Here is a 22,152-nt window from a genome sequence, read left to right as displayed (position 1 = left end):
GGAAAGCGAAAAGCGCGGTTTTCACTTTCCTTACAAATCAGATACATCTCTTGAAGTATCTGATTTGCTCACCCATCCATGGGTTCGATGATGTCTTTTTCAAAGCCATCAATTTTATTCAGTTTTCTGAAAGCGCCGGATATCGAACGGCTCGATCGGCAGATCGGTTTTGCCGTCGAGGATCAGCTCGCTCATGATGCGCCCCACGACAGGCGAGAGCTGGAATCCGTGTGCAGAGAAACCGAAGGCGTGAAAGATACCTGCCGCCTTGGCACTTTTGCCGATCACCGGAATACCGTCGGCCATAAACCCTTCGATGCCCGCCCATGTACGCACAATGCGAACCTGCGCCATATGGGGGAAGAAGCGGGTCACGGTCTGGGCGCTGGTTTTCAGCGTGGCGAAATCAATGACACTCTTCTCCTGCTCAAAATCGAGCTTCGCCAGATGGGCACCGCCGATGATCACCGTACCGTTCTGCATCTGCTTGAAGGAGAGCTGATAACCCTCTGCCCCTACCGTCAGATCGAGGAAATGGGGCAGCCGCTCTGTCACCATCAACGTCGGTGCCTGCGGTTTTAACGGCACGGGCTCGCCAAGCATGGATGCAAAACGGTTGGCCCATGCACCGGCACAGTTCGCCACATTTGCAGCAGTGAACGATCCCTGACTGGTTTCGACCCTCCAGCCATCGCCCCCCTCTTCGATGCCGAGCACCTCGACGCCGCTGCGGATCTCTGCTCCGAGTGCGATCGCCTTATGACGAAAGGCGGTGGCAGCATGGAAAGGACGGGCCGAGCCGTCATCGGGATTGTAGAGCGCGCCGACACACCCCTCCACCAGCCGCGGCACAAGCCTGTAGAGCGTCTCTTGATCGATGATCTGCTCATGCTCGTAGCCCTGCGCCCTGAGCATATCCACGCGCGCCTGCAGCTTCTTAAGCTGCACATCAGACTCGGCAACCCTGACCTGCCCTCTGAGCACCACATCGCAGTCGCCATCGACAAGCTCGCGGATGTTTTTCCACATCCTGGCCGCCTCAACCGTCAGCGGAATCTCGGCCATGTGGCGATTGAGCTGGCGCAGGCCGCCGGCATTCACACCGGAGGCGTGGCGACCGGGACTCTCTTTTTCGAGCACGATCGATTTGACGCCACGACGCCCCAGATGCAGTGCGGTCGATAGCCCCTGCAGGCCGCCGCCGATAATGATGACATCCGCTTTCATTGAGATGCATCCCCCACATCCAGTCCGGCAAGCTGCTCGATCGTCAGCGGGCGAATCGGCGGACGGATGCGATAACCGCCGGAGATCATCTTCTCATCACCCAGTTCACGGGCGACAAGCTGGCTGACGGCATTGTCACACTGGCGCCCCTGACATGGCCCCATGCCGCAGCGGGTCAGAAACTTCACCTGATTGGCATCCCTGTGGCCTGCATGCATGGCCCTGCGCACCTCACCTGCCCTCACCTCTTCACAGCGGCAGACCAGGGTTTCATCAGGGGGGCCACTCAACAGCTCGGCCGGAGGGTGGAAACGCGCCTCCAGAAAGGGGCGCACACGCAGGTCATCGTGCATCCAGCGCTGATCTTTACCGGCCGCCTCATTCCTCTGCTTTGTGTCGATATAACCGAGGGCGCGCGCAGCCTCAAAACCGGCAATGCGACCGGCATGTCGCGCAGCAACCGCACCACCGATACCGGATCCGTCACCGACAATAGCAATGCCCTCGATCGAACTGTTATCCCACTCGTCGGTCACAGGTCGCCAGCAGAGCTGGCTGTGATCCCAGTAGTGTTCGCATCCGGCACAGCGGCTGAGATGACTGTCCGGAATCACACCGAAGTGGCTTAGCAGCAGTTCGGTCTCAATGCGTTTGCGGCCTCTGCGATGGGTAAACTCAACCGCCTCCAGCACATCGCCGCCAACCGCATGAAATTCACTCACCCCACCATAGAACTTCACCCCGGCCATCTTCAGCTGCATCTGGTAACGCAGCCCTTTCAGGATGTAGTGATGCGCCATCAGTGCGCCCGGCAGATGGGGAAGAGAGCGCCAGATATTGCCATACGGCGACAGATCCAGAATCCCGCGAATGGGTACACCGGCATGAAGATACTGCCAGCCAAGCAGTAGCAGCAGAGGCCCGACACCGGCCAGTACCACCCCGTCTTTCGGTACCACACCGGAAGATTTAAGCAGTATCTGTCCCGCCCCTGCCGTCATCACACCCGGCAGTGTCCAGCCCGGGAACGGAACCGGCCGCTCCATCGCACCGCTTGCGATGATGATGCGATCAGCTCGCATCAACGAGGCCTGGCCGTCACGCAGGATACCTATCTCCCTCCGGCTGTTGAGACTCCAGAGCGAGGTGCCGGGAAGATAGGTTGCACTGCTGGCATTAAAGCGATCCACCAGTTTGCGCCCATAGATATAATCGGGACCGAGCAGCCTGGCACGCTCTTCAGGAATCGTCTCCACCGCGCGGTAGATCTGCCCGCCGGGCGTGCCCTGTTCATCAAGGAGCAGGCACTGAACACCCGTTTCTGCAGCAGCGGTTGCAGCAGCAAGCCCTGCGGGACCGCCTCCGATGACAATCAGTTCATGATGCTCCATTAGCGGTAGTCCTGACCTGTGCCATGCTGACGGCGAATCTGCATCCCCTTCTCTACGGGAATGCGGCAGGATTGGCGATTGGGCACACCATTGATCTCCACCAGGCACTCAAAGCAGACCCCCATCATGCAGTAAGGGGCACGGGGTGCGCCCGAAATGGGGGTGGTGCGAAAATCACGCAGCCCTGCGGCAAGAAGAGCAGCAGCCACCGACTCACCTTCTCGGGCACGCACGCTTCGACCATCGACCTGAATCTCGATGCAGCGAGCGTCTGACTCATCCAGACGACGGAATGGTGAGGACATCGTTACACGCCCTGACTACAGACGTACCTTGCTGGCAATATCGGCATGTTCAAAGATCATCTCGTGCTGCAGCTCCAGCGATAGCCCAACGCCCGCCTCTTTTGCGCGCCTGAACATGGTCAGGGCGATGGCGACATCGAGGAAGGAGAGGCCCACGGCATCGAAATAGATGCGCTCATCATCCGACTCGCGCCCCGGCTTGTCGCCCGATACCAGCTCATGCAGATCGGCATGAATATCGCTATCTTTGAGCAACCCCTCTTTATACATCCGGCTCAATGTCTGCGTCCGGTGTTTCACCGTCTCCCAATCATCGCAGACAATCTTGTCTGCGTGAGAAACCACGCCATACTCATCCTCCCAGCCCCCCACATGACTGTAGAAGGCTCCGGGTTTAACCCAATCTTCTTTCAAAAGTGGCGCCTGAGCACCAGTCGCCGTGACCAGAATATCGGCTCCCTCCATCGCCAGGCGGGAATCACCGTTTGCAGCGATAAACTCCATATCCGGTACGATTGGCGACATCTGATCGATAAAGAGCTGCTCTTCAGCAGCTGTCAACGCTGAAACACGGCACAACTTAAGCGAGGGGCGAACCACCTTCATCGCCAGTAGGTGCATTCTTGCCTGCTCTCCGGCTCCGATAAAGCCGATCGTCTCGGCATCCTTTCTGGCAAGGTACTTGGCAGCAACCGCGCCGACCGCGCCGACCCGCATGTTCGAGGCAAGGGTTCCATCCATCACAGCAACGGGGAAACCGCGCTCAATCTCTGAGAGCACAAAAATCGCCGAGAGATTCTGCACATCGTACTTGCGCGGATTTTCGGGGAATACCGATACCCACTTCACACCGCAGATCTTCTCATCGAGCATCGTCGCCGGCAGACAGTTGATGCGATTCTGGGTCTGCTCATCGAAAATCTGTACAATCTTTTCCGGGAACATGATCGAACCCTTCTCAAAATCGAGCAGGGTCTTCTCCACCACCTCGATTATCAGGCGCATATCAAAGCAGCCTGCATTGAGCAGCTCTTCCTGAGAGTAATAGTTAAAGTCTACTTCGTGATGACTCATTATGTCCTTCTTTTAGTGAAATCTGTTAGGTCAAAATCCAAGGGATACCTTGATAGGTTTTTCTGCAAAAGATTCTACCAAAAACAGGCTACGGATTCAAAGGCGAAGAGAATGTTCATGGCCTCAACCACCCCCGACAGAGGTCGCCTAAATGCCAGTATGATTTTACCGGAGCTTGTTAACAAAAACCCATCGTGCAGGGTTGCTTTCCACGCACTGCATCAGACCCATTCACAGGATAAGCCATGATCCCTTTCCGACGCTTCGAGGAAGCCACTGAACAGGGTGTCGCCATACACCTCTATTAGCGCGGCATCGACCATTCGATCCGCGTGGACAAAAAGGGTGTGCAGCATACGATATGGATCGGCAGAGCCTGAACAAAGCTCGCTCATTCCCTTTTCTCCACTGCTCTTCTATAGTCATCACAAACGGAGATTGTTTTTAACTCCTGTACATGGGAGGTACCGCCATGTCGAATGATCTTGTTATTCGCAATATGACGCGAAGCGAGGTGGATGAACTGGTCTGCTGGGCTGCACTTGAGGGGTGGAATCCCGGCCTGCACGATGCAGATGCATTCTGGGCTACTGATCCCGATGCCTATATCGCTGCGGAGCTGGATGGCGAGATGATCGGCGGCGGCGCCATCACTTCCTATCACGACGAATTCGGTTTCATGGGTTTCTTCATTGTCCGGCCCGAATTTCGCGGTCACGGATTCGGCAACCAGCTCTGGCATGCGCGCCGCAATCGCCTGCTTGGGCGCCTCAAAGCCGGCGCATCTATCGGCATGGACGGTGTGTTTAACATGCAGGATTACTATGCCAAGGGCGGCTTTGTCTTCTCCCACCGCGACATCCGTTTTCGCACCGACATACCGCATGGCACCACCGCAGCAGATGCCGATGCCAACATCGAACGGCTGGCGAACATTCCCTTTGCTGACCTGCTCACATACGACCGCAGCTGTTTTCCAGCCCCACGCCCCGAGTTTTTGCGTGCATGGGTCTCATTGCCCGAATCTCTGGCGCTGGCCTATCGCTGCGATGATCGACTTCAAGGTTATGGCGTCATCCGTCGCTGCGGCGAAGGTTGCAAAATTGGCCCGCTGTTTGCCGATAATGCCCAAATCGCCGAAGCGCTCTATCAGCACCTCTCTGCTTTTTCTGCAGGAGCCCCTCTGTTTCTCGATGTGCCAGAAAACAATCCGGCTGCAATCGCAATGGCTGAAAAGCATGCCATGGATGAGGTATTTGGCTGCGCTCGCATGTATCTGGGTGGAGCACCCGATCTGGCGCATGAAAAAATCTTCGGCGTTTCCACCTTCGAGCTGGGCTGATGCAGCAGCGAGATCTGATTGGCTACGGCTCCAGCCCCCCGCATCCACGCTGGCCGGATGAGGCGCGCATCGCCGTTCAGTTTGTGCTCAATATCGAGGAAGGTGCGGAATCAAACATCCTCAATGGTGATAACGAATCCGAGGTTTATCTGCATGAGCTGCCCGGCAGGCCTGCGCGTATTGGTGAGCGGGATTTCAGCGTCGAGAGTATGTATGAATATGGAGCACGTGCCGGAGTCTGGCGCATTTTCCGGCTGTTTGCAGAGCGCAAACTTCCGCTGACCGCCTTTGTCGTCGGCCAGGCGCTGGAGCTCAATCCGGATATCGGTAAAGCGCTGGTCGATGGCGGTCATGAGATCGCCGGCCACGGTTACCGCTGGATCAGCTATGATGGCATGCACGAAGATGAGGAGAGAGAACATATCCGACGCACATTCGGGATCATCGAACGTATCTGCGGCAGGTCGCCTGTCGGCTGGTATACGGGCAGAACCAGTCAGAATACGCGCAGGCTGCTACGCGAACATGGCGGACTGCTTTATCTCTCCGACGCCTATAACGACGATCTTCCCTACTGGCTTACCGATACGCCAGCTCAGCTGGTGATCCCCTATTCACTGGTCACCAACGATATGCGCTTTCTGCAGCCCAACGGTTTTTCCTCAGGCGAGGATTTCTTCAGACTGTTGAAGGACAGCTTTGATCTGCTCTGGCGGGAGGGTGAAACAGCACCGAAAATGATGAGCATCGGACTGCACCCGAGAATCAGCGGTCATCCTGCCAGAGCCATGGCATTGGCGCGCTTTCAAGACTATCTGCTGCAGCACGATGATGTCTGGATCTGCCGGCGCGAGGATATTGCTAGACACTGGTTAAGCGAACACCCATCCGAACTCTAAAGCGGCCGTTAGACAATCGATCCGCATATATTAAAGTTCGCTTTATGTTGAAAACATTCAGAATCGTGAGTTTTGTAGAAGGGGTGTCGCTCATTGCCCTCTTTTTTATCGCTATGCCGGCCAAATATGGTTACGACATCGACCTGGTAGCCATTGCCGGTCCTGTTCACGGCGTGCTCTGGCTCGCCTTCCTGCCGATGCTTGAGATCGTAAGCCGGCAGCAGGAGTGGCCAAAATCCTTCTGGAACTATGCCTTTATCAGCTCCGTATTGCCTTTCGGATGTTTCTTTCTGGAAAAAAAGCTGCGCAACAACGCCCCTGCTTCCTGAAAACTTACAGCCATCACCTTCCTCGCCTCCTGCCGGGAGTGACGCGGTTACAACCCAACAATCCCAATGCAAACGGCCTGCCATTGGGCAAATTTAACCTGAACCGCTAGGGTTCACGATTCTGCGTAGTGAACCGGTTGAGTTACACATGCTGCGTATGTCGAAACTATCGACTGAGCAGGTATTTATGTCTTCGCTACGTGTACGTTACCAAACCATCGAATTCGGCGATGTCGATATTCACCTACGCACCCTGCGCGATAATCAGGAGTTCTCCGACGATCACGGTGAGGCAGAAGCGTTGGGCATCTCCTCGGCCACATGGCCTCTGTTCGGTATTGTCTGGCCATCGGGCGAAGTGCTCGCCCGCCTCATGGCTGACTTCGACATCAATGGCAAACGCATTCTCGAAGTGGGCTGCGGTATCGCACTCTCCAGCCATGTCCTGAATCAAAGAGATGCCGACATCACAGCTACCGATTACCACCCTGAGGCCGGCTCCTTTCTGCAGGAAAACACGGAACTGAACAGAGCCAGCGATATCCCGTATGTGCGCACCGGCTGGGCTGATGAAAAAACTGACCTTGGGGAGTTTGACCTGATTATCGGCAGTGATCTTTTATATGAACAGGAACATGCCGAACTGTTATCAGAATTCATCAACCAGCATGCCAGAGCACACTGTGAAGTCATTATAGTCGATCCCGGCCGAGGCAAACATGCACGCTTCAGCAGACTGATGGTGAAGCATGGATTTTCCCACAGCCAGAGCAGGCCAATCAATACCGATGAGTATCTCGAAAGACCTCTGCCGCGCGGACAGGTTCTTCGTTATAAACGGTAACCTTCCAGTTAACCTGCATCACAGGTCAGAAATTGACTTCACTATTTGTGGCCTCATGCTTCGCAGCCATCAAAGATACACCTCGGTCAAGGGGATAAACATGAGTGTTGAAAAAGAACTGCTGGCACGCAGCGAATCAAAATGCGAGCTGTGCGGTGCTGAGGATAGCCTGGGCATTTACGAAGTTGCCCCCTCAAATGGATCGGCCGAGCAGAGTGTGCTGATCTGCGAAACCTGCCGTGGACAGATTGAGAATCCTGACACAGTCGATGCGAACCACTGGCGCTGCCTGAACGATGCCATGTGGAGTCAGGTGCCAGCCGTGCAGGTGATGGCGTGGCGCATGCTGACCCGCCTGCGTTCCGAAGGCTGGCCGCAGGATCTTCTCGACATGATGTATCTGGAAGATGAGGTGCGCAGCTGGGCTGAATCTGGCAGTGCGAGTGATGAAGAGAAGATTATTCACCGCGACAGTAACGGTGCAGTGCTGGAGGCGGGTGACACAGTAACCCTGACCAAGGATCTTGATGTAAAGGGCTCCAGCATCACAGCCAAGCGTGGTACGGCAGTGCGTAATATCCGCCTTGTACAGGATAACGCCGAGCAGATTGAAGGGCGAGTCGATGGCCAGCTTATTGTTATCCTCACAAAGTTCGTAAAGAAATAGGCTGATTCCGGCTGCTTTGATTATCCACCCGCCCTTGCTACATTTCAGAGCGTTCAGATGATTCAACAAGGAAGTGTATGATGAGTGACTGCCTGTTTTGCAAAATCGCTGCCGGCGAGATCCCCTGCAGCATGGTCTATGAGGATGAGGACTTCCTCGCTTTTCACGATATTCATCCGAAGGCACCGACCCATGTGCTGGTGATCCCCAAATTTCACCTGGCTTCTCTTGCCGATGCTACAGAGCAGGATACTGCCCTGCTCGGACTGATGATGGATCGTGTTCGCCACATCGCCGCTGCAGAACTGAAGCTGGATGCAGGTTACCGCGTCATTCTTAATGTTCGCGAAGGTGGCGGGCAGGAGATTGATCATATCCATGCCCATATCCTGGGCGGCAAAAAGCTTCCTTTTTGAGGAGACTGCCGTTGATCAGGGGACTAAATAGTTGAGCTTTCGCGGCAAACGACCCCGCTCCAGACTGAAGGGCATTCACGGTGGCATCGCCGATATTCTCGGTGAGGATTCGCTGAATAAGCTGATGGGCATGGCGCGACTTCGCCGAGCATGGCCCGATATCGTCGGTCCGATGATGGCAACACGAACCGAGCCGATCCAGATTGAGCATATTACAGATGATGGATACTGCCTCTGGGTTGCCGTCGATCACCCGATCATGGGGCAGCAGATCCGCTTTCTGCGCGATGATATCCGCAAAGCCTGCTACAAACTCGCGCAGATCAGCAACCTTCACAAAATCAGCACCCGCATGCAGCCGGGAGCAGGTATTAAACCGAAAGCACCGAAACCGAAGGCGCGCCATCTGAGCTTCGCCGAGAAACGGAGGGTTGCACGCGACGTCGCAGCCATTAAGGATCGCGACTTGCGCAAGGCCGCCTATCAGGCACATATTGCTCAGATTGCATACGGCAACGAAGAGGAGAACAGATGAGAAAATTGATGACACTGGGTTTGATCGCCATCTTCGGCATCATGATTTCTGGCGTGGACATCGCAGAAGCCAAGCGCCTTGGTATGGGTTCAAGTTTTGGAAAGCAGCGCATGAGCCAGCCGAAATCAAACAGTTTTTCACAGCAGAAGGCTGCACCGACAAAACAGCCTGCAGCGGCAAACCAGCGCGGCGCAGCACGAACCGGTTTCATGGGAATGCTTGGCGGCCTGGCGCTTGGCGGCATTCTTGGCGCGATGTTCTTCGGCGGCGCATTCGAGGGCGCCAACCTGTTCGATATCGTGGTCATAGGCGGCATTATCTTTCTGGTACTCTATTTCCTGCGCCGGCGAGCCCGGCCGCGACGGCAGCCCTCCTATGCGAGCGGATCGGCATACAGTGAACCGGAAATCAGAAACTATCCCGAATCCAAAAGTGAACCCGAGGTTGAGCCGGTTCAGGAAGCATTTGATTTTCATGAGGAGGAGCGCGAACCGGTCGGTTCTGCACTCCGCCCTGAACTCGATGAGAAGCACTTCGTCACTGCCGCCAAGGAGATTTACGTACGCATGCAGAAGGCATGGGACTCCGGCGATATCGAGGATATTCGCAAGTTCTGTACCCCTGAGATTGCCGAGCGCATCGGTCGGGATATGAGCCCGAACAGCGAGAACCGAACCGAGGTGGCGACACTCAATGCGGAGATTGCGGACAGCTGGATCGAGTCCGATCTCGAGTGGGTGGCCGTCAACTACAACGGCCTGCTCCGCGAGCAGACCATGGATCATACTGGCGCTACCGTAGAAGATCAGACCGCCGAAGTGAACGAAGTGTGGATATTCCAGCATGCTCCGAACTCGGAAGACCCAACCTGGTATCTGGCAGGCATTCAGCAGGCGCACTGAAGCAGCTTCTCCATTTCACACAAAAGGCCGGCAGATAACTGCCGGCCTTTTTGTTTGCACCGATAGAATTTTCGATATTTTCTGCTAAAATAGTACTACTTGCAGGCTGTTCTGCATCAGTAGTACAGTTGCACTGGATAGAGGAAAGGGAATCACGTCATTCAATTTTAATAAGCGCCTCGTTGGCTATACGGTTTGATTTGAGGAGGAAAGAGTGTTCAAGTTCTATCGCCATCAATCCATGATTCAGATAACTCTGGCATTTGCCATTTCAATACTTGCCATGCCCGCTTCAGCTTATTCAGAAGCCGTTGGTGAAATTTCAGCAACACTTAACGAGGTTCAACATCTCAGGACGGGAGCATCCGAACCGGTCAAGGCAGAGGTAGGCAGTGGTGTTGAACTCAACGATCTTGTAACCACGCTCGAGCGCTCCAGGGCACAGGTTACTTTTATCGACGAAACCGTGCTCAGGATCGCATCCTCCTCCCAGATTGAGATCACCAACTTCATGTTTGATGAGAGCAAGTTAAAAAACGGCTCTCTGAAAGTACTGCGTGGCACCTTGCGCTCAATTGTCCACCATACCGATGCCGGAGAAACCCAATTTGAAGTGAGGACCCCGACGGCAGTAGCAGCGGTTCGAGGCACCGACTTTTTTACTGTCGTGATGGGAAACATCACACGATTTGTATGCAATCAGGGTCAGGTAGAGATCAGGAATATCGATCCTGGCGTAGCCGGCGCGCAGATGTGTGCTGTCGGACAAACCGTGGATGTCAGCCAGGGGCAGCCCCCGACTCCGCCAAGCCCTACCGATCCAAAGCTTCTTGATCAGCTAATTGAGGCGACAGAGATCACTATGCCAACAGCGGGGGATTCAACTCCGCCCCAGGGACCTGGTGCCGAAGTATTAGCGGAAACGACTGCTATTGGTGAAACAGCTGCCGCCGTAGGTATTCTCGCCATTGGAGGCGTTACTGTTGGCATGAGCACCTCAAGCGGAGGGACTCCTGCCAATGCACTTCCGGGCGCAGGCCCCACGGTTACTGCAGAAAGCTCGATTTACGTTCAGCAGCAATGGTACACCATGTTGCCTGCAGGTGGACTAGCTTCCCCCAACGGGCTGGCAACAGGCCCCGATGCCAACCATCAGATCACAGTAACACGTGATGCAGGCAACAACATCACCAGTGTCACAATCAACGGTACGTTCAGCATTCCTGCTGGCGCGCCTGCAGGATCATATAATGGCCCCTTCACTTACACCTTCAATCAGGCGGTTCCACTTGAACCAAACAGGCTTACCCTTGGAGCAGCTGGAACCCCTGCAACCACTGCCCCGCTTGCCAACTCGGACATAGTCTTTAACCAGGTAGGTCCCTATGTTGCTATTACTGGATATCAATATGTGGACCTGTTCCACTGGGGCGTGCAACTCGACAATACGGCTAACAACTGGCTTGCAGGCTATGGCGCCATGGGAACCCTGACGCCAGTTAACGCCCTCCCTGCAGGTGCCGCCACCTATAACGGGGTCGCGCAGGGCTGGATTCACTCTACACCAGCAGCTATTGATCATGACTTCGTGTTCAATGCCAACCTGCAGGTTACTGTCAATTTCGGCGCCAATCAGGTGACGCAGTTCAACTCCACAGGAACCACGACAAGAGCCCAAATTGCACCAGGCGCATATGATATTGCCCTGCCTGCCAACAACTTAAACTTCTCGCTAACTGGTGGCGCTCCCGGCACCATTACCGGCAACACCTTTACCGCGGGAATTACCAGTCAAGACACGACTTATACCGGACAGGTTAAGGGTGCTTTCTTCGGGCCTGCTGCACAAAATATCGGAGGTGCGTTTACCGCAACACAAGCAACTGCCCCCAATGGGCGCTTGCAGGGCCTGTTTGTTGGGCAATAGATTACATTCCTAATCTACATCCATGCGGCCTCGATAAGGGGCCGTATGTTTGGTAAAGGGAAGGAGAATATGGCTGTTAGAATTCTGCTGATACTTGCCATCATCATCCCCTTTGCAGCCATGGCTGAACAATCAGATAGTCTCAGTCAGCAGCAGGGAACGATAGTCACCTCTTCTGCCCAATCAACGGCTACGCCTGAAGAGCTTGCACAGGTAGCAACACAACTGCTGGTTGAAGGAAGAGTCGATCTTGCATCGATTGTCGTGAACGAACTATTAAAGCTTCCGCATCCACCGATGCAGGCACTGTTTATCGCCGCCAAGCTTGCCGAACTGCGTGGTGACTGGAACAGCGCCATCAAGTTCTACCGCGCCATGCTGGAGCGTGATCCTGCAGTTTTGCGCGTGCGGCTGGATCTTGCACGAGCGCTGTTCATGGTCGGCGACACCGAGGCATCACAGCACCACTTCCAACGTGTGCTCGGTGAACCTGGCCTGCCAGAAGGGGTGCGCAAAAATGTGCTGCTCTTTATCAACCAGATCGAACGCCTCACCTTCAGCCAGATCCTCTCATTCGAGATATTGGGCGACAGTAATGTTAACCAGGCTACGGCAAGTGAAGCTGTCATCATCGGCGGTCGCCGCTTTGTCTTAAGCCCCACAGCAAGGCAGCAGAGCGGCAAAGGTATCGGTGTAAACTGGCAGGGGCAGTACCGCTTTGGTGAGTCGCGGCAATTCAGCCTGCGCGGAGTCCTGGAACACCAGAACCACCCTTCTGCCAACCAGTATAACCTCACCTACCTGATGGGGCTTGCCGGCTGGACCATGCAGTGGAGCCCGGGCCACTCAACCTCCTTTGAGGCAGGCTGGCACGGTGCATTCTATGGCGGTCGCAACCTGTTCGACGGGGCTGCATTCCGCATCTCTGACCTCTATCGCACAATCAGTGGCTGGACCCTGAACCCCGCCATCGAGAGCAAACAGCTGCGTTACCCCAATTACCCGCTCCGCGATGGCTGGCAGCACTGGCTGACACTGGATATCTCCAGGGCGACTGCGAGTGGTGTCATGTGGAATACAGGAGCAAGCATCGGCCAGAACAAGGCACGCGATAAAATTTATAATTTCATCTCATCCGGAGCAAAAGCGGGGGTCTCCGCGGAACTCCCTTTGAAACTGAATGCCTCGTTGATGCTTGATTACCTGGAAACCCGTTATTCGTTGGCTGATCCCTTCTTTGGTAAAAAAAGGCAGGAAAAGAAGCAATCGATAGAGCTTGCCATTACCCCTCTGGCGTTAAGCGTGGGTGGCTTTGCACCGAGGGTCGTGCTTGGTCATGTGGATAATCGGTGTAACATTGATCTGTATCGGTATCAGAGAACATATGGCAAGGTAGCATTTGTACGCGATTTTTGATCTCTGTATTACCAGCGGGGTGCCTCCTGCCCTGAGGAATGAAGTTATGGCCGGAAATTACAGCAATGCATATTCTGCCCTGCCCCTTATCCTCATTGGGGTTGAGATAGATGCGGCCGGTTAAGCAAAAAGCCCCCTACTTTGTGCTTGCCGCACTCATGGTGGCGGCTGCCGTATATGTAACAGTCACACCGCCCATTTTTGTCGATTATCTGGAAGCGAAAACATTTGATATCCGCACGCTTCTGCGCGGTGAGCGATCCGCTGAGGCAGATATCGCGATCGTTGCCATCGATGACAAAACGCTGGACAGCCTTGGCCTCAATATCTGGACGCGCGGCAACATGGCTACCCTGGTCGAAAAACTATCGACCATGGAGCCCGCTGTTATCGGCATTGATTACCTCTATCAACTACCTGAAACGAGTAAAGGGCTGGAGTCGGTCCGTAACCTCAGCAGCGCATATCAGATGCTTCCGGACGCAAATAAGGAATACCTGAAGCAACTGCAGCTACTGGAGCAGGCCAATGATGTTGATGCCGCACTGGTAAAAGCCGTCGGTAATGCCGGCAATGTGGTTCTGGCATTTGCCCCGCATGTATTCGAGGCGATGGAAAACAGGGAACATGTAGCTGCCCTCCCGGAATTCATGCCATGGTACGCCTTTATGCTTTCCAAGCCTGGTCCGGCCTACAAGCCGGTTGTGGCCCAAACAGCCCTGACGCCGTTTGAGAGGCTGGCAGAAGTCTCTGCATCAATCGGGCATGTCTATTCCCTGTATGATCCGGACGGCGCCATTCGCTGGGAAGCACTTTATATCAAGATGGGAGAGGATATCTATCCCTCGTTTGGTTTTGAAATTGTGCGCATTTATAAAGGGTTGCGGCAACAGGATGTGAAGGTAGTCACCGGCGACCGTATTATTCTCGGAGATAAAATCGATTTGCCGACCGATGTTTCCGGTCGTATTTTGATCAACTATCTCGGAGAGCGCGGGAACTTCCCCACCTATCCCGCCATCGATATTCTGAAAGGGCAAATCCCTGTTTCCAGTTTGAAAGGAAAGATTGTCCTGATCGGCGCTGCAGCACTAGGCACCGGTGACATCCATGTCACGCCCTTTACCGAACTTACCGGTGTTGAAAAGCAGGCCACCGTGATTGAGAACATTCTCAGCCTCAACTACATGGTCAAAGAGGAGTGGACGACGCTGCTCGATGTGGTCGCAATCGTATTCTTCGCCTTTGTGATGGCTTTGACAGTGCCCTACTTCGGCGCATTCGCAAGCGGCCTCTTCTTCGGAGTGCTGCTGCTCATATACCTTGGCCTCACACAGTACGCATTTGTGGCTCATAATATCTGGGTTCATGTTGTCGTTCCGGCACTTACCCTGAGCATCCTGTATACCACGTTAACCACCTACCGCTTTTTCACCGAGGAGAACAGGGCAAGGCAGATCCGCTCAATCTTTTCGCGTTATACCACCGAGAAGGTCGTCGATGAGATGATTGAACATCCGGAGATGGCAAAGCTGGGTGGCGTGCGCAGGAATGTAACTGTCCTGTTTTCCGATGTGCGCGGATTCACCACCTTCTCCGAGAACCATACCCCGGAGGAGGTGGTGTCGGTACTCAACGAGCTGCTATCTGAAATGACCGATGTGATCATGCACTGGAATGGCACGCTCGATAAGTTTGTCGGCGACGAGATCATGGCTTTCTGGGGCGCTCCCGGGGAGCAGAAAAACCATGCAGAGCTGGCTACCCACTGCGCTCTGCATATGCTGCACCGACTCTATGAATTGCATGAGAAATGGGAGGCTGAAGGCAGAGAAAAACTGGACATTGGTATCGGTTTGAACAGCGGTGAAGTGGTGGTCGGCAATATCGGCTCCGAGTCGAAGAAGATGGATTACACGATTATTGGTGACGCAGTAAACCTGGGCGCACGCGTTGAAGCCCTGACCCGCAACTACAATGCACACCTGATGGTTACGGAATTCACCCTGGCAGAAATCAGCCATCTTCTGCCTGACAAAAACGGAACAGGCATAAAAGATGGCTTTGGACATGTCGAGGCAAGACGTCTGGATGAGGTAAAGGTAAAGGGCAAACAGAACGCCGTGGTTGTCTATGAACTGGTAGATATGGAGATCGACTCGCGCCCCGGCACCTGAGATGTCGCATCATATTTGCGCGAAGAACTGCTGCTAATAACCTTTGCCATGCCCACCTTGGGAGCGATCCCGAATAATCAGGTACACCATCACCAGTCCGACAAATCCGACTACTGCAATCAACCCGGTAATCAACAGCCACAGGACTCTTACCGCCTCTGCACTGAGAAACCATCCCACCAGAAACAGGATAACACCGACAGTGTAGGGTACGATCAACAACCAGCCGCCACGATCGATAGAGATGTTCACCACTTCACTATTCTCACAACGATCCAAACAACCGTGCAACATCTCGCCCATTTTTGAAACGCAGCTGCCAATCCGGTGACTGGCCCGCCTTCCGTACGTTACATTCGGGTCTTTCGTTTTTGTAAAGCCCTCGCCATACGGCGAGCCGGGCCCATCAAAATCATTTGCTTTCGCGGATGGGATTTTATTCGAATTCGGGTGGTCGGAAGCGTTCATAACAGACCTCCTCTACTGCTATTATTATAGCAGATGCAAATCGCGGTTGCCGAATCTGCAGAGACCTATTTCATCCGATTTTGAACTTTGAAGCTATTTCTCAAGCAGCGGAGACCAACTCTTGGGCCAGGGCGCCTGAAGTTCGAACTGCCTGCCTGTAACCGGATGATTCAAACGTAAGCGCCATGCATGCAGCATCAGCCCTTTGCCACCCAGTGATTTATAGGCGGCAAGCTGCTCCCTTTCACCGTATTTACCGTCACCGAGAATCGAATGCCCTTCATTCTGCATCTGCACGCGCAATTGATGGGTGCGCCCGCTATGAGGGGTGAGCGCAACCATCGAATAGTCGAAACCATTTTTCTTGTACTGCATGATGACCTGATAGTCTGTGATGGACTCTTTGCCCTCTTCCGAATCGACCACCATACGCTCACCGCCGCGCACAACGCCCTTGGTTAGTTTCGATGTCATACGCCCGGCATGGGCAAAGGGGTGGCCAGCCACAAGGGCGAAATAGGTTTTCTGCATATCGCGTTCACGAAAGGACTCGGTAAGCCTTCTCAATGCCTCCAGATTCTTGGCCAACAGCAGTACTCCGGAGGTATCGCGATCAAGTCGGTGGGCAAGCCTGAGATCAGCCAGCCCGCGCTGCTCCTTGAGCGCTTCTATCAGCCCGGCATCGTGACCGGAACCGCCGTGCACGACGACCCCTGCGGGCTTGTTGACTGCCAGCAGCCACTCATCCTCGAAAAGCACGGACAGTGCCTCTGCCTTCCTGAGAAGAGAGAGTGGGACCACAGCATGATCCTGCTGCTCCGGTTCACGCAGGCTGGCAGGTAGAAAGATCTGGTCGCCACATGAAAGGCGTGTTTCAGGTTTTGCACGCTTCCTGTTGACGCGCACATTGCCTTTGCGGATCAGTCGAAGAATCAATGAGCGATGTGAAATACCAAGCTGGCGAATCAGCACCCGATCCAGGCGGCTTCCTTCTTCATTTTGGTCTACAGTTAAGATACCGTTTTCGTGCATTTTTCTTGCCAAACCGCCTTTGGTCTATAGAGTCGCATCGCTATGCAGTGAGCTCCGTGTTTTCCTGCATCACACGACAACCACCGGCACACAGGCAATGGTAGTGATTTGTACCCGGGAATCCCAGCCTCCGACGAAGTAGACGGCAGGGAATTTATAACCCGTATTGCCTGAGATGCGAAGATGTCATGTGATCGTTTGCCAACGTTGAGCCTGCATAAGTAACTAGAAAGTGTTTGAAAGACTTATTGCTTGCCGCCCCGACAAAACGAGGGTGTGAGCGAAAAAAGACGTGACTGAATAGTCCGCAACTCTGCAGCTGTAAGGGGTTAATCCATCCCGAAAACAGCGGGCTGTTCCGCCGTTTGGCAGGGCTGTTCGTGCGGACCTGTTGCTGCCAATCTGTAACCAGAGAAGTCTCTCAAACGCCAAAAGGAAGATGGCGTGACTACACCAAAGAAACTCATGCTCATCAATGCAAACCACGACGAAGAGAGTCGCGTAGCCATTGTTGAGGACGGATATCTGCATGAACTGGATATCGAGTCAGCAAGCAAAGCACTGACCAAAAGCAACATTTATAAGGGCAAGATCACCAAGGTTGAGGCCAGCCTGCAGGCTGCTTTTGTCGAATACGGATCCAATCGTCAGGGTTTCCTCTCATTGAGCGAAATTCACCCCGACTACTGGAAAGAGGGTGTCGATAAATCAGCCAATCCTCGAAACCTCTCGATTCAGGACATTCTGCAACCGAAGCAGGAGATCCTTGTTCAAGTGGTAAAAGAGGAGCGCGGCAACAAGGGTGCAGCGCTGACCACCCAGATTTCGCTGGCCGGCCGCTATCTGGTCCTCAGCCCAAACACCACACGTGGCGGCATCTCACGCAAACTCTCCGATGATGAGCGACGCTCCATGAAGGAGATCCTCTCCCAGCTGGAAGTGCCCGAAAACATGGGGTTGATTATCCGCACTGCTGGAAAGGATCAGAACCTTGAAGCACTGCAGCGCGATTACAACTACCTGCGCCGTCTCTGGGATGAGATTCGCATCAAGAGCGAGACCACCCCGTCCCCTGCCCTGATCTACCTTGAGGGCGATCTGGCAACCCGTGCCATCCGCGACCACTTTTCCGATGATGTACAGGAGATATGGGTTGATAACCATGAGGTCTACACCCAGACCAAGGCGTTTGTTCACGCCGTACTGCCCGGCAAAGAGAAACTGGTTAAACTCTATCGCGGCAGAAAACCACTGTTCCGCCATTATGGTGTTGAATCACAGTGTGAAGAGATCCATGAGCGTGAAATCCGTCTGCCTTCTGGCGGTTCCATTGTTCTGGATCCGACCGAAGCACTGACTGCAATTGACATCAACTCATCGCGTGCCACCAAAGGCAAGCATATCGATGATACCGCCCTGGCCATCAATCTGGAGGCGGCAGAAGAGATTGCCCGTCAATTACGCATCCGCGACATCGGCGGCCTGATCGTGATCGACTTTATCGATATGGCCAGCCGCAAGCATGGCCAACAGGTTGAAGAGACGCTGCGCAAGGCGTGCAAAGGTGATAAGGCGCGTATTCAGTTCGCCCGCATTTCCCGCTTTGGTCTGCTCGAAATGAGTCGTCAGCGCCTGCATCCCTCCGTTCGGGAATCGACCACCGAACCTTGTCCGCGCTGCCAGGGCCGCGGCTCGATCCGCACCGTCGAATCGATGGCCTTGCAAATGCTCACCCGTATGGAGGACTGGGCTGAAGAGGGTAAAAAACCGACCCTTATCGTTCAGGTGCCATCGGACACCGGCGAATACCTGATGAACAACAAGCGGGCAAATATCGCACGTATTGAAGAGGTGAATGAGGTTCAGATTACCCTGCAGATCAGGCCGGATCTCGATATCCCGCACTACCGTATCGAACGCCAGTGGACTGAAAACAACCAGCAGCGGGTTGAAGTGCTTGAAGACACCAGCAAAAAGATCAAGCCACCACGTTCCGGTCGCAAACTCAAGCCGGTAAAACCTGTGGTAGGCATCCCAACACCTCCTCCACCTGAACCTGAAGTGAAGAAAGATGGGCCGCTAAAGACCTTGCTCAACATACTCACCGGGGCCAATCGCAAGGAGAGGTTGCAGAGAGAGGCTGAAGAGGAGGAGCGTCGCAAGGAAGAGGAAGAGCAGCGCCAGAAACGACGTCGCAGTCGTGGCGGCAGGAATCGTCGCCGTGGTTCAAGTGAGAGAAACGGTGACGAGGTCGCTGCCTCCGACAGTGAACAGAAGCAGAGCAGCGAAGCGCAGAAACCAAAACGCAAACGCACCCGCAAGCCCAGACCTGAGAGAACGGAGCCAACTGATATTGTCGCCAGTGAAAATGATGAATCAGCCGGTGAAGCCAAACCTCGCAGGCGCAGGCGCAGGCGTAGACGCCCAGCCAGTAAAGATGGCGACTCATCTCAGTCTCAGGACCAGAGCCTGACTGAAGGCCAGGGCGCCAGCTCCGGCGAAACTCCTGAAACAGGTGGTGAGAACAGTCAGGAGAGCAGGGAAAAACGCTCCAGGCCAAGAAGGCGGAAACCTGCTGCAAGCAGTCAGGATACACCTGCCAGCGCTGAGAAACAGGAATCCGCCAGCTCAGCATCTGAGGTGGCAACCAACCCTGAAAAACAGAATCCAGCAGCCAGGCAGGAGAGCAAACCCGACGCGGTGGCTGCCCCGAGCGAGTGAGCATAGCTGACCCTTTACATCCCCTGCTCGTCTGCGTAACCAGCGATCAGGATGGTAAACGTGCGGATGCGATTCTGGCCTCAGGAAGTGGCCTGAGCCGGAATCATATCCAGCAACTTCTCAAGGATGGCTTCATCCGGGATGGTAATGGCTGCCTGTTTACTCAACCCTCAAGGCGCGTCCGTGAGGGTGAGCAGTTCACTATCGACCTGCCCCCAACAAAGCCGCTTGAACTGAGCGCGGAGGATATCCCCCTCGACATTCTCTTTGAGGATGAGCATCTGCTGGTGATTAACAAGCCGGCAGGCATGGTCGTGCATCCGTCGCATGGTCATGATCAGGGAACACTCGTGCATGCTCTGTTGCACCACTGCCCCAACCTTCCCGGCATTAATGGTGTAGAGCGGCCGGGAATCGTGCACAGGCTAGATAAAGACACCTCTGGAAGCCTTCTGATTGCCAAAACCGAGATCAGCCACCGCCGGTTGACTGAAATGTTTGCCGCACATGATCTCGACAGGCAGTACGTTGCCTGGTGTCGCGGCAACCCCAGCTGGCGCGTGAAAAGAATTGAACTGCCAGTCGGCAGACATCCGCAACAACGTCAGAAGATGGCTGTGGTAACCGGAGGTCGCGAGGCGATTACTGATGCAACCGTCGAACACATTTTCGGCCCGTTCAGCCAGCTCAGGCTGCAACTGCATACCGGACGCACCCACCAGATTCGCGTCCACCTCTCGCATGAAAAACTTCCGATTCTTGGCGATCCGGTTTATGGCCGCAGTTATAATCCTGGTTCTAACATTCCCGAACCGACGAGAGGTCTGATCTGCTCCCTGACCAGACAGGCGCTGCATGCAGAGGTTCTTGCATTCAAGCACCCGATCACTGACGAGGCCCTGCATTTTACCGCACCACTGCCGGATGACCTGCGACGGCTCTCTCTGGCTTTGAAACAGAACTATGGCTGATTCCCCTCTCCTTCGCTCAGAGCTGCTTGAACGACATGGCCTTATCGGCCTGTTTACCCGGCGGACCGGAGGAGTAAGTCCCGCTCCGTTTGACAGTTTTAATTTCGGCAAGGACATCGGCGACGCCGATCATAACATCGATCAGAATCTGGATATCCTTCTGAAAACAGCCGGACTCACTGCGCTTCCGCATCAGGCCAGACAGGTGCATGGCACAGACATTTGCAACTGTTCCGGCACAGGTTATCTGCATGATGCTTGTGCTGATATTTTGATTGCATCCCGGCCTGGCACTGCACTCGGCGTGCGGACTGCAGACTGTCTGCCGCTCCTACTGGCTGATTCCGAAGCCGGTATCATTGCTGCAGTTCATGCAGGCTGGCGCGGTACTGCAGCAGCGGTTGCCGCACGGGCAGTTGATGCGATGAAACAACTCGGTGCCAGACCTGAGAGGATGATTGCTACGCTGGGACCATGCATCGGAAATTGCTGCTTTGTCATCGGCGAAGAGGCCGCTGAACAACTTGCAGATTGCTGTGAGGATGCAGCAACCTGTATTCGACACAGCTCCGAAATCAGGGCCGATATCAGGGAGCTGAACCGACTGCAACTAAAGCAGAGTGGCCTGAACCCTGAGAACATTGAGAGCTTTGATGAGTGTACCGTATGCCATCCTGAGCGCTATTACTCCTATCGCAGAAATGGACGAAACAGTGGCAGACATCTGGCCGTTGTCGCACTGCCCTCAAGACCGTAAACTCCGCAACTATGAATATCCGCCTTCTCCGCCATCTGTCCGTTATCCCTCTGCTGGCCCTGTTCTCGGGATGTGCTTCCGATGACATTGAGTACACCGAAGCTGAAAAACAGTATGAAGCTGCGAAAAAGAGAGTTGAAAAAGGCGAGTATAATATGGCCGCGTTCGAACTTGAGAAGTTCAGCGCCAACTTCCCGTACAGTACCTATGCCGCCAAAGGAGAACTGCTGCGCATCTTTGCCGCCTATAAAGGCAGTGAGTTCATCCTGTCTGAAATGTTGAGCGAGAGCTTCGTAGAACGTCACCCCAAGCATCCACATGTCGACTACGCATTATATATGCTGGCCATGAGTCACTATAAACAGCGGGGCTCGGAATCAAAGGATCCGACACACAATAAGCTTGCCATCGAAGCCTTCAAAAGACTGATCAGTGAGCACCCGAGAAGCAAATATGCCAAAGACGGGCAGGCCCGACTGCAGAAGTTGTACGACACCATTGCATCGCACGAACTGATCGTAGGTAAATACTATTTTGATCGCGAGCGCTATGTCGCAGCTGCCAACCGTTTCCAGACGGTGATCAAGGAGTATCAGACAACTTCGGCAATCGAAGAATCGCTCTATTATCTTGCAGCTTCATATGCCGAAATGGGCCTCTTTAAAGATGCACGCCAGATGGCCCTCTTACTCAGACACAACTATCCGAACAGCGAATGGAGCAGCAGGGTCAAAGAGTATCTCTAAGCCTGG

Annotated in this window: 22 protein-coding genes; 15 read left to right on the top strand and 7 right to left on the bottom strand. The window is 54.3% G+C overall.

All coding sequences use genetic code 11. The features are described from left to right. Positions 1-114: 114 nt before the first annotated feature. From Ga0123462_RS03690 to Ga0123462_RS11325, 5 genes are all read right to left on the bottom strand, one after another. Entirely contained in the window at positions 115-1,227 is a 1,113-nt protein-coding gene (locus Ga0123462_RS03690) for an NAD(P)/FAD-dependent oxidoreductase (RefSeq protein WP_100265055.1), read from the bottom strand. Beyond that, the gene (locus Ga0123462_RS03685; protein ID WP_100265054.1) at positions 1,224-2,618 is read right to left on the bottom strand and encodes an FAD/NAD(P)-dependent oxidoreductase; all 1,395 of its coding nucleotides are present in this window, start codon (positions 2,616-2,618) and stop codon (positions 1,224-1,226) included. Before Ga0123462_RS03685 ends, Ga0123462_RS03690 begins: the two co-directional genes overlap by 4 nt. Further along, a complete protein-coding gene (locus tag Ga0123462_RS03680; RefSeq protein ID WP_100265053.1) occupies positions 2,618-2,923 on the bottom strand; it encodes a (2Fe-2S)-binding protein in 306 nt (101 codons plus the stop codon). The genes Ga0123462_RS03685 and Ga0123462_RS03680 overlap by 1 nt, the downstream gene beginning before the upstream one ends. A 15-nt stretch (positions 2,924-2,938) precedes the next feature. After that, a complete protein-coding gene (locus tag Ga0123462_RS03675; RefSeq protein WP_100265052.1) occupies positions 2,939-3,997 on the bottom strand; it encodes an ornithine cyclodeaminase family protein in 1,059 nt (352 codons plus the stop codon). 221 nt (positions 3,998-4,218) lie between these two features. Beyond that, positions 4,219-4,392 (bottom strand): hypothetical protein, encoded by a 174-nt coding sequence (locus Ga0123462_RS11325; RefSeq protein WP_157821260.1) that lies wholly within the window; start codon positions 4,390-4,392, stop codon positions 4,219-4,221. A gap of 77 nt (positions 4,393-4,469) precedes the next feature. Between Ga0123462_RS11325 and Ga0123462_RS03670 the strand changes: the two genes are divergently transcribed. The 11 genes from Ga0123462_RS03670 to Ga0123462_RS03620 all read left to right on the top strand — a co-directional run bounded on the left by Ga0123462_RS03670 (position 4,470) and on the right by Ga0123462_RS03620 (position 15,451). After that, the gene (locus Ga0123462_RS03670) at positions 4,470-5,339 is read left to right on the top strand and encodes a GNAT family N-acetyltransferase (RefSeq protein ID WP_100266474.1); all 870 of its coding nucleotides are present in this window, start codon (positions 4,470-4,472) and stop codon (positions 5,337-5,339) included. Next, positions 5,339-6,238: an allantoinase PuuE gene (gene puuE, locus Ga0123462_RS03665; protein WP_100265051.1), complete on the top strand. Its 900-nt coding sequence runs from the start codon at positions 5,339-5,341 to the stop codon at positions 6,236-6,238. Before Ga0123462_RS03670 ends, puuE begins: the two co-directional genes overlap by 1 nt. A gap of 44 nt (positions 6,239-6,282) precedes the next feature. Continuing rightward, a complete protein-coding gene (locus Ga0123462_RS03660; protein ID WP_100265050.1) occupies positions 6,283-6,567 on the top strand; it encodes a DUF3817 domain-containing protein in 285 nt (94 codons plus the stop codon). Between the two features lie 187 nt (positions 6,568-6,754). Beyond that, on the top strand, positions 6,755-7,411 hold the full coding sequence (locus Ga0123462_RS03655) for a class I SAM-dependent methyltransferase (protein ID WP_100265049.1): 657 nt from the start codon (positions 6,755-6,757) through the stop codon (positions 7,409-7,411). 100 nt (positions 7,412-7,511) lie between these two features. After that, positions 7,512-8,078 (top strand): PhnA domain-containing protein, encoded by a 567-nt coding sequence (locus Ga0123462_RS03650; RefSeq protein ID WP_100265048.1) that lies wholly within the window; start codon positions 7,512-7,514, stop codon positions 8,076-8,078. Between the two features lie 80 nt (positions 8,079-8,158). After that, positions 8,159-8,494: a histidine triad nucleotide-binding protein gene (locus tag Ga0123462_RS03645; RefSeq protein WP_100265047.1), complete on the top strand. Its 336-nt coding sequence runs from the start codon at positions 8,159-8,161 to the stop codon at positions 8,492-8,494. A gap of 31 nt (positions 8,495-8,525) precedes the next feature. Continuing rightward, on the top strand, positions 8,526-9,029 hold the full coding sequence (locus Ga0123462_RS03640; RefSeq protein ID WP_100265046.1) for a DciA family protein: 504 nt from the start codon (positions 8,526-8,528) through the stop codon (positions 9,027-9,029). After that, positions 9,026-9,931 carry a Tim44 domain-containing protein gene (locus tag Ga0123462_RS03635; protein WP_100265045.1) on the top strand — a complete coding sequence of 302 codons (906 nt, stop codon included), beginning with the start codon at positions 9,026-9,028 and terminating at the stop codon, positions 9,929-9,931. The genes Ga0123462_RS03640 and Ga0123462_RS03635 overlap by 4 nt, the downstream gene beginning before the upstream one ends. A 214-nt stretch (positions 9,932-10,145) precedes the next feature. Beyond that, entirely contained in the window at positions 10,146-11,858 is a 1,713-nt protein-coding gene (locus Ga0123462_RS03630; RefSeq protein ID WP_100265044.1) for a FecR family protein, read from the top strand. A 69-nt stretch (positions 11,859-11,927) separates the two neighbouring features. Further along, a complete protein-coding gene (locus Ga0123462_RS03625) occupies positions 11,928-13,274 on the top strand; it encodes a surface lipoprotein assembly modifier (RefSeq protein ID WP_157821258.1) in 1,347 nt (448 codons plus the stop codon). 110 nt (positions 13,275-13,384) lie between these two features. After that, positions 13,385-15,451 (top strand): CHASE2 domain-containing protein, encoded by a 2,067-nt coding sequence (locus Ga0123462_RS03620; RefSeq protein WP_100265042.1) that lies wholly within the window; start codon positions 13,385-13,387, stop codon positions 15,449-15,451. A 33-nt stretch (positions 15,452-15,484) separates the two neighbouring features. Here the strand turns inward: Ga0123462_RS03620 and Ga0123462_RS03615 are convergent, their stop codons facing one another. Together Ga0123462_RS03615 and Ga0123462_RS03610 are read right to left on the bottom strand one after the other, a co-directional pair. Beyond that, positions 15,485-15,919, bottom strand: coding sequence for a hypothetical protein (locus Ga0123462_RS03615; RefSeq protein ID WP_100265041.1), 435 nt, complete (start codon positions 15,917-15,919; stop codon positions 15,485-15,487). A 93-nt stretch (positions 15,920-16,012) separates the two neighbouring features. Then, positions 16,013-16,963 (bottom strand): RluA family pseudouridine synthase, encoded by a 951-nt coding sequence (locus Ga0123462_RS03610; RefSeq protein WP_100265040.1) that lies wholly within the window; start codon positions 16,961-16,963, stop codon positions 16,013-16,015. A gap of 432 nt (positions 16,964-17,395) precedes the next feature. Here Ga0123462_RS03610 and Ga0123462_RS03605 point away from each other — a divergent pair, with 432 nt between their 5' ends. The 4 genes from Ga0123462_RS03605 to Ga0123462_RS03590 are packed head-to-tail and all read left to right on the top strand — an operon-like array spanning position 17,396 to position 22,146. Then, complete coding sequence (locus Ga0123462_RS03605) at positions 17,396-19,672, top strand: Rne/Rng family ribonuclease (RefSeq protein WP_232726596.1); 2,277 nt, start codon at positions 17,396-17,398, stop codon at positions 19,670-19,672. After that, positions 19,669-20,643 (top strand): RluA family pseudouridine synthase, encoded by a 975-nt coding sequence (locus tag Ga0123462_RS03600; protein ID WP_100265038.1) that lies wholly within the window; start codon positions 19,669-19,671, stop codon positions 20,641-20,643. The genes Ga0123462_RS03605 and Ga0123462_RS03600 overlap by 4 nt, the downstream gene beginning before the upstream one ends. Beyond that, on the top strand, positions 20,636-21,400 hold the full coding sequence (gene pgeF, locus Ga0123462_RS03595; protein ID WP_100265037.1) for a peptidoglycan editing factor PgeF: 765 nt from the start codon (positions 20,636-20,638) through the stop codon (positions 21,398-21,400). The genes Ga0123462_RS03600 and pgeF overlap by 8 nt, the downstream gene beginning before the upstream one ends. 11 nt (positions 21,401-21,411) lie before the next feature. Then, positions 21,412-22,146, top strand: coding sequence for an outer membrane protein assembly factor BamD (locus Ga0123462_RS03590; protein ID WP_100265036.1), 735 nt, complete (start codon positions 21,412-21,414; stop codon positions 22,144-22,146). Positions 22,147-22,152 lie beyond the last annotated feature (6 nt).

Origin of the sequence: Mariprofundus ferrinatatus (assembly GCF_002795825.1) — a bacterium.
In the GTDB taxonomy this organism is placed as follows: domain Bacteria; phylum Pseudomonadota; class Zetaproteobacteria; order Mariprofundales; family Mariprofundaceae; genus Mariprofundus; species Mariprofundus ferrinatatus.
Note: the sequence above shows the minus strand (reverse complement) of the source record. Positions and strands in the feature narration are given on the sequence as shown.